Genomic DNA, 5,488 nt, shown 5'->3' with positions numbered 1-5,488 from the left:
GGGCATGTAGTCGTCCAGCGGGTGGCCGGAGAGGTAGAAGCCGATGGCCTGGTGTTCCTGGGCGAGGCGTTCGACGGGGAGCCAGTCGTCGCGGAAGGGGAGGCGGGGTTCGGGGATGTCGGCTCCGGCCTGGCCGAAGAGGGAGACCTGGGAGGAGGATGCCGCCTCGTGGATGGCGGCGGAGTAGGCGGTGAGGGGGTCGAGGGCTTCGAAGACGCGGGCGCGGTTGGGGTCTAGCTGGTCGAAGGCGCCGGCGCGGGCGAGCATTTCGAGGGGGCGCTTGCCGATGCGTTTGAGGTCCACGCGGCGGGCGAAGTCGAAGAGGGTGGTGAAGGGTTTGTCGGTTTGGCTGGCGGGGTGCCCCCCACCCCCATCCCCTCCCCACGAGGGGGAGGGGAGGCGCGGGTTGACAGCTTCGTCTGAACTGGACAGGGCGGGGGCCATCCTCGCCCGGACGATCAGTTGCATCGCGTCGACGCCGACGTTCTTCAGCGCGCCTAGGCCGTAGACGATAGCGCCTTCGCGGACGGTGAAGGTGGCGAGGGAGGCGTTGACGGAGGGGGCGATGGTCTTGAGGCCGAGCTTGTCGACCTCGCGCTTGTAGACGGCGAGTTTGTCGGTGAGGTGGAGGTCGCAGTTCATGACCGCGGCCATGAACTCGGCGGGGTAGTTGGCCTTGAGGTAGGCGGTCTGGTAGCTGACGACGGCATAGGCGGCGGCGTGGGACTTGTTGAAGCCGTAGTTGGCGAACTTTTCGAGGAGGTCGAAGACTTCGCCTGCCTTGGCGGCGGGGATGTCGTGGGTGGCTTTGGCGCCTTGGATGAACTTCGGGCGTTCGCGGGCCATTTCCTCGGGGTTCTTCTTGCCCATCGCGCGACGCAACAGGTCCGCGCCGCCAAGGCTGTAGCCTGCCATGACCTGGGCGATCTGCATCACCTGTTCCTGGTAGACAATGATGCCCTGGGTTTCGGCGAGGATGTGGTCGATGGTCGGGTGGATCGATTCCAGGTCGCGGAGGCCGTTCTTCACCTCGCAATAGGCCGGGATGTTCTCCATCGGGCCGGGGCGGTAGAGGGCGACGAGGGCGACGATATCCTCGATGCAGGTGGGCTTCATCCGGCGGAGCGCGTCCATCATGCCCGACGATTCCACCTGGAAGACAGCGACGGTCTTGGCGGCGGCGTAGAGGTCGTAGCTCGGCTTGTCATCCAGAGGGATCAGGTTGATATCGAAGCTCACCCCCCGAAGGGCCAGGAGGTCCATCGCGTTCTGGATCACGGTCAGGGTCTTGAGACCCAGAAAGTCGAACTTCACCAGACCCGCGGCCTCGACCCATTTCATGTTGAACTGGGTGGCGGGCATGTCGGAACGGGGGTCCTGGTAGAGCGGCACCAGCTGGTCCAGAGGGCGGTCGCCGATCACCACGCCCGCGGCATGGGTCGAGGCGTTGCGGTAAAGGCCTTCGATCTGGGCGGCGTAGTCGAGGAGGCGGGCCACGACCTCTTCCTTCTTCGCTTCGCGGAGGCGGGGTTCGTCGGCCAAAGCCTTGGTGATCGAGACCGGCTTCACCCCTTCGACCGGGATCATCTTCGAGAGCTTGTCGACATGGGTGTAGGACATCTGCAGCACACGGCCCACGTCGCGGACGGCTGCCTTCGAGAGCAGTGCGCCGAAGGTGATGATCTGGGCCACCCGGTCGCGGCCATAGCGGTCCTGGACGTAGGTGATGACCTCTTCGCGGCGGTCCATGCAGAAGTCGATGTCGAAGTCGGGCATGCTGACCCGCTCGGGGTTCAGGAAGCGTTCGAAGAGGAGGGCGTAGCGGAGGGGGTCGAGGTCGGTGATGGTCAGCGCATAGGCCACAAGGCTACCGGCACCCGAGCCTCGACCGGGGCCGACGGGGATGTGGTGGTCCTTGGCCCATTTGATGAAGTCGGCGACGATCAGGAAATAGCCGGGGAAGCCCATTTTCTCGATCACGTCGAGTTCAAAGTCGAGGCGGGCCTGGTATTCCTCGGGCGTCGCGGAATGGGGGATGACCTTGAGGCGGGCCTGCAGGCCTTCATTGGCCTGACGGCGAAGCTCATTCACCTCGTCATCGGCGAACTTCGGCAGGATGGGCGCGTGTTTCTTGACCGCAAAGGCGCAGCGTTTCGCGATTTCGACGGTGTTCTCCAAAGCCTCCGGCAGGTCGGCGAAGAGCGCGGCCATTTCGGCTTCGGACTTGAAGTAGTGCTGCGGGGTCAGGCGGCGGCGGGGTTGCTGCTGGTCGACATAGGCGCCTTCGGCGATGCAGATGAGGGCATCGTGGGCCTCATACATCTCGGTCTTGGGGAAGTAGACGTCATTGGTGGCGACAATGGGGAGGCCGAGTTCGTAGGCGAGGTCGATGGCGCCGCGTTCGACCTGGGTCTCGGTGTCCGAGATCTGGCCTGCGGGGCCGGGATGGCGCTGGAGCTCGACATAGAGGCGGCCCTGGTAGATCGTTGCCAGCCGTTCCAGGATCAGGCGGGCTTTCGCGTGCTGGCCCGTGGCGTGGAAGCGGCCAAGGGGGCCTTCGGGGCCGCCGGTCAGGCAGATGAGGCCGTCGGAGTGCTGCTTGAGTTCATCGAGGGTGACCTGAGGCAGGTTCGCGGCCCCGGCCATAGCGCCGTCTATATAGAGATGGGTGTTGAGCTTGAGGAGGTTCCGGTAGCCCGCCTCGTTCTGGGCCAAGAGGACGATGGGGGCGGGCTGGCGGGGTCGTTCGCCGGGTTGGGCGGGGTCATGGGCAAGGGCGATCTGGCAGCCGACGATGGGCTGGACGCCTGCGGCCATGGCGGTGACCGAGAACTCCAGCGCGGCGAACATGTTGTTCGTGTCGGTCACGGCGACGGCGGGCATCCGGGCCTTCTGGCAGAGCTCGACGAGCTTCTTGACCGGCACCGCGCCTTCGAGAAGCGAGTGTTCGGTATGGGTGCGGAGGTGGATGAATCTGGGATTTGCGCCGGGCATGGGAGCTACGCTAACGCGGCGCGGAGGGACGGGGAAGGGTCTGGAACCCTAGAGCTTCCGAAAGTCCTCGACGAAGAGACCCATCGACGTGCCCTTGCCTATGAAGGTCACTGGCATCGCGGGGGCAAGCTCCTCTGTAAACCGGAAGGGCATGTCGCAGAGGCGGCTGCTCAAAGACGGTCCTTCGACATAAACGGCACGTCTGCATCTGCGGCTGCCCTGTTCACTAGTCCGTTCAACGATGTAGTCGTGCTCGACCGTCGTTCCATAACTCATTGCGAGGACCGCAGGCACGCCACGGTGCACCAGTTCGCCGACTGATAGATAGACGAGGAACATACCGCCCAACACGACAATGAAGCGCGTCACAGGGCCGATGGCTTTGCCGGTTTCTTGTGCCTGGTAGCGAAAGCCAGTTGATACGGCCAGCGCACAGAGAAGTGCTGTGACGGCCCCGCAAACCATAGCAATCGGCGCGGAGGTCTGAAGCCAGTCCTGGGAGGGCAGGTAGTTTCTCAGCATGAACAAGCTGAGCGCTGCGCCGACGAGTGGGAAGAAAAACGTCAGATAACCTAGGACCTTGACCCACAGCGGTCGGCCAGCCGGGGGTGCGGGAGAACGGTTGGCAGATTGGTTGAACTGGTAACTCAATTCAGGTCTTCTGGTTGTGGGGCGAGGCGCTTGGGTCTTAGTGTTGTCCCCTTCAAATGTCCAGAACCGTCTTGTGGCGTTTGACGGGTTCAGCTGCGAAATTAACGTAAAGGAGGTTGGCACCGGGCATGACCGGAGCCTCGCCGATCTGCCCGGTGTTGCAACCCTACTTGCGCGGGATCAGGCTCTGGTGGTCCGGCTTGGTGCTGGCAGGATGGCGGCGGCCAGCGCGATCAGGACGGTCAGGGCGAGCGGGACCATGAAAGCAAGGTCCTCCCAGCTGGGTTTGGCGACCATCAGGAAGACGATGGCGAACTGGACCGCGTAGTCGATGACGGCCAGCCGGTAGAGGCGGCGCAGGGTCGGCAGGGCTGCGGCCGGGCCGTAGGTGTCGGCGAACTTCACCGCGCGTTCGCTGGACGGCGCGATCACCAGCATGCCGAAGGCGGTGGTGAAGGCGACTCCCGCCAGGCCGAGGATGGTGAAGGGCTGCCAGCCCCAGCCTCCGTGGAACAGAAGGGCGAGGCCGCTGATCAGGGTGGCGATGCTGACCGGCATGAAGAAGCGGGGGCCGAGGAGCGCGACCGTGCGGATGTGCGAGACTTGCTCGGCTGCTGGCGCGCGTCTGGTCAGGATGAAGCCGGCGAGGATGAAGGCAAAGCCGCCGCCGACCCAGAGGATGGCGACGATGACGTGGAAGAACTTGAGGAGGGTTGAGAGGTCCATGGGGAAATTCCATTGTATGTATGCTAATGATACGTGACCGATACCCATTGCCACGGCGAGACGCGAGTAGGACAATCCCTACCTGCGCCTCGATAACGCCCGAGCGCGCCGGAATATTCGGCAAATCCTGACAAGAGCTTCGATTTTTTCCGGACAGTTTGTTCTTGCCTTGAATCGTCCCGCCCGGCTTGATGGATGGAAGAAGAAGAAAGGGCGCGTGGGTCGCTTTACGCCGCATCGGGCGGCCACGCAGAATGCCTTGAATGGGGAGACCGCGGCGGGCAGACGAATGAGTGTAGCGTTTCTGTTGAACGGAACGCCGGTCCGGGTCGAGGGGGAAGCCCCGACGCGGACATTGCTGGACTGGCTGCGGGAAACGCGTGGTCTGTGCGGCACCAAGGAGGGGTGCAACGAGGGCGATTGCGGCGCGTGTACGGTGATGGTCACCGACGCCGAGGGGTCGAAGGCGCTGAACGCCTGCATCCTGTTTCTGCCGCAGCTTGACGGCAAAGCGGTGCGGACGGTCGAGGGGATCTCGGGGCCCGGCGGTCAGATGCATCCGGTGCAGGAGGCGATGGTTCAGCATCATGGCAGCCAGTGCGGGTTCTGCACGCCGGGGTTTGTGGTGTCGATGGCGGTGGCGCATCTCAATGGGGCTACCGATCACGACGACCAGCTGGCGGGGAACCTGTGCCGCTGCACGGGCTATGCGCCGATTGTGCGGGCGGCCGAGGCTGTCGAAAGCGCGCCGGTGCCGGAATGGATGAGGGCCGATGCGCTTTCTCTTCCCCAAATATCCCCGGAGGGGTCCGGGGAGGCAGGCGGCCTCCCCGGCGCTTTCAGCCCGCGCGACAGTGACGAGGTGGCGGAGTGGTCTCTGGCGAACCCGGAGGCGGTGCTGATTGCAGGGGCGACGGACGTGGGGCTTTGGGTGACGAAGGCGCTGCGTGACCTGAAGCCGGTGGCGTTCCTGAATGGGGTTCGCGACCTGCAGGGGATCGAGGTGCAGGGCGGGCAGCTGCATGTGGGGGCTTGCGTGACGATTGCGGCTTTGCAGGCGGCGGTGGCGGGGCGGTTGCCTTCGTTTGCAGAGCTTCTGCGGCGGTATGCGTCGGTG

At 64.4% G+C, this 5,488-nt stretch carries 4 protein-coding genes; 1 reads left to right on the top strand and 3 read right to left on the bottom strand.

From position 1 onward, the window contains the following. The 3 genes from dnaE to ACRCSW_RS03250 all read right to left on the bottom strand — a co-directional run. Positions 1-2,994 (bottom strand): DNA polymerase III subunit alpha (dnaE, locus tag ACRCSW_RS03260; protein WP_438702555.1); only part of this gene is annotated, 2,994 nt, incomplete at its 3' end. Positions 2,995-3,042: 48 nt separating this feature from the next. Continuing rightward, complete coding sequence (locus ACRCSW_RS03255) at positions 3,043-3,645, bottom strand: hypothetical protein (RefSeq protein WP_438702553.1); 603 nt, start codon at positions 3,643-3,645, stop codon at positions 3,043-3,045. A 180-nt stretch (positions 3,646-3,825) separates the two neighbouring features. After that, positions 3,826-4,371 carry a DUF2269 family protein gene (locus tag ACRCSW_RS03250; protein ID WP_438702551.1) on the bottom strand — a complete coding sequence of 182 codons (546 nt, stop codon included), beginning with the start codon at positions 4,369-4,371 and terminating at the stop codon, positions 3,826-3,828. 289 nt (positions 4,372-4,660) lie between these two features. Between ACRCSW_RS03250 and ACRCSW_RS03245 the strand changes: the two genes are divergently transcribed. Further along, on the top strand, positions 4,661-5,488 hold an 828-nt coding region (locus ACRCSW_RS03245), incomplete at its 3' end, for a 2Fe-2S iron-sulfur cluster-binding protein (RefSeq protein ID WP_438702549.1).

It is taken from the genome of Tabrizicola sp. (genome assembly GCF_051645465.1).
Classification (GTDB): Bacteria; Pseudomonadota; Alphaproteobacteria; order Rhodobacterales; family Rhodobacteraceae; genus Tabrizicola.
This window is presented reverse-complemented; position numbering and strand designations above follow the sequence as displayed.

Coding starts and splice junctions, on each gene's coding strand:
- ACRCSW_RS03250 (WP_438702551.1), bottom strand. CDS start 4,371: ATGGACCTCTCAACCCTCCTCAAGTTCTTCCACGTCATCGTCGCCATC.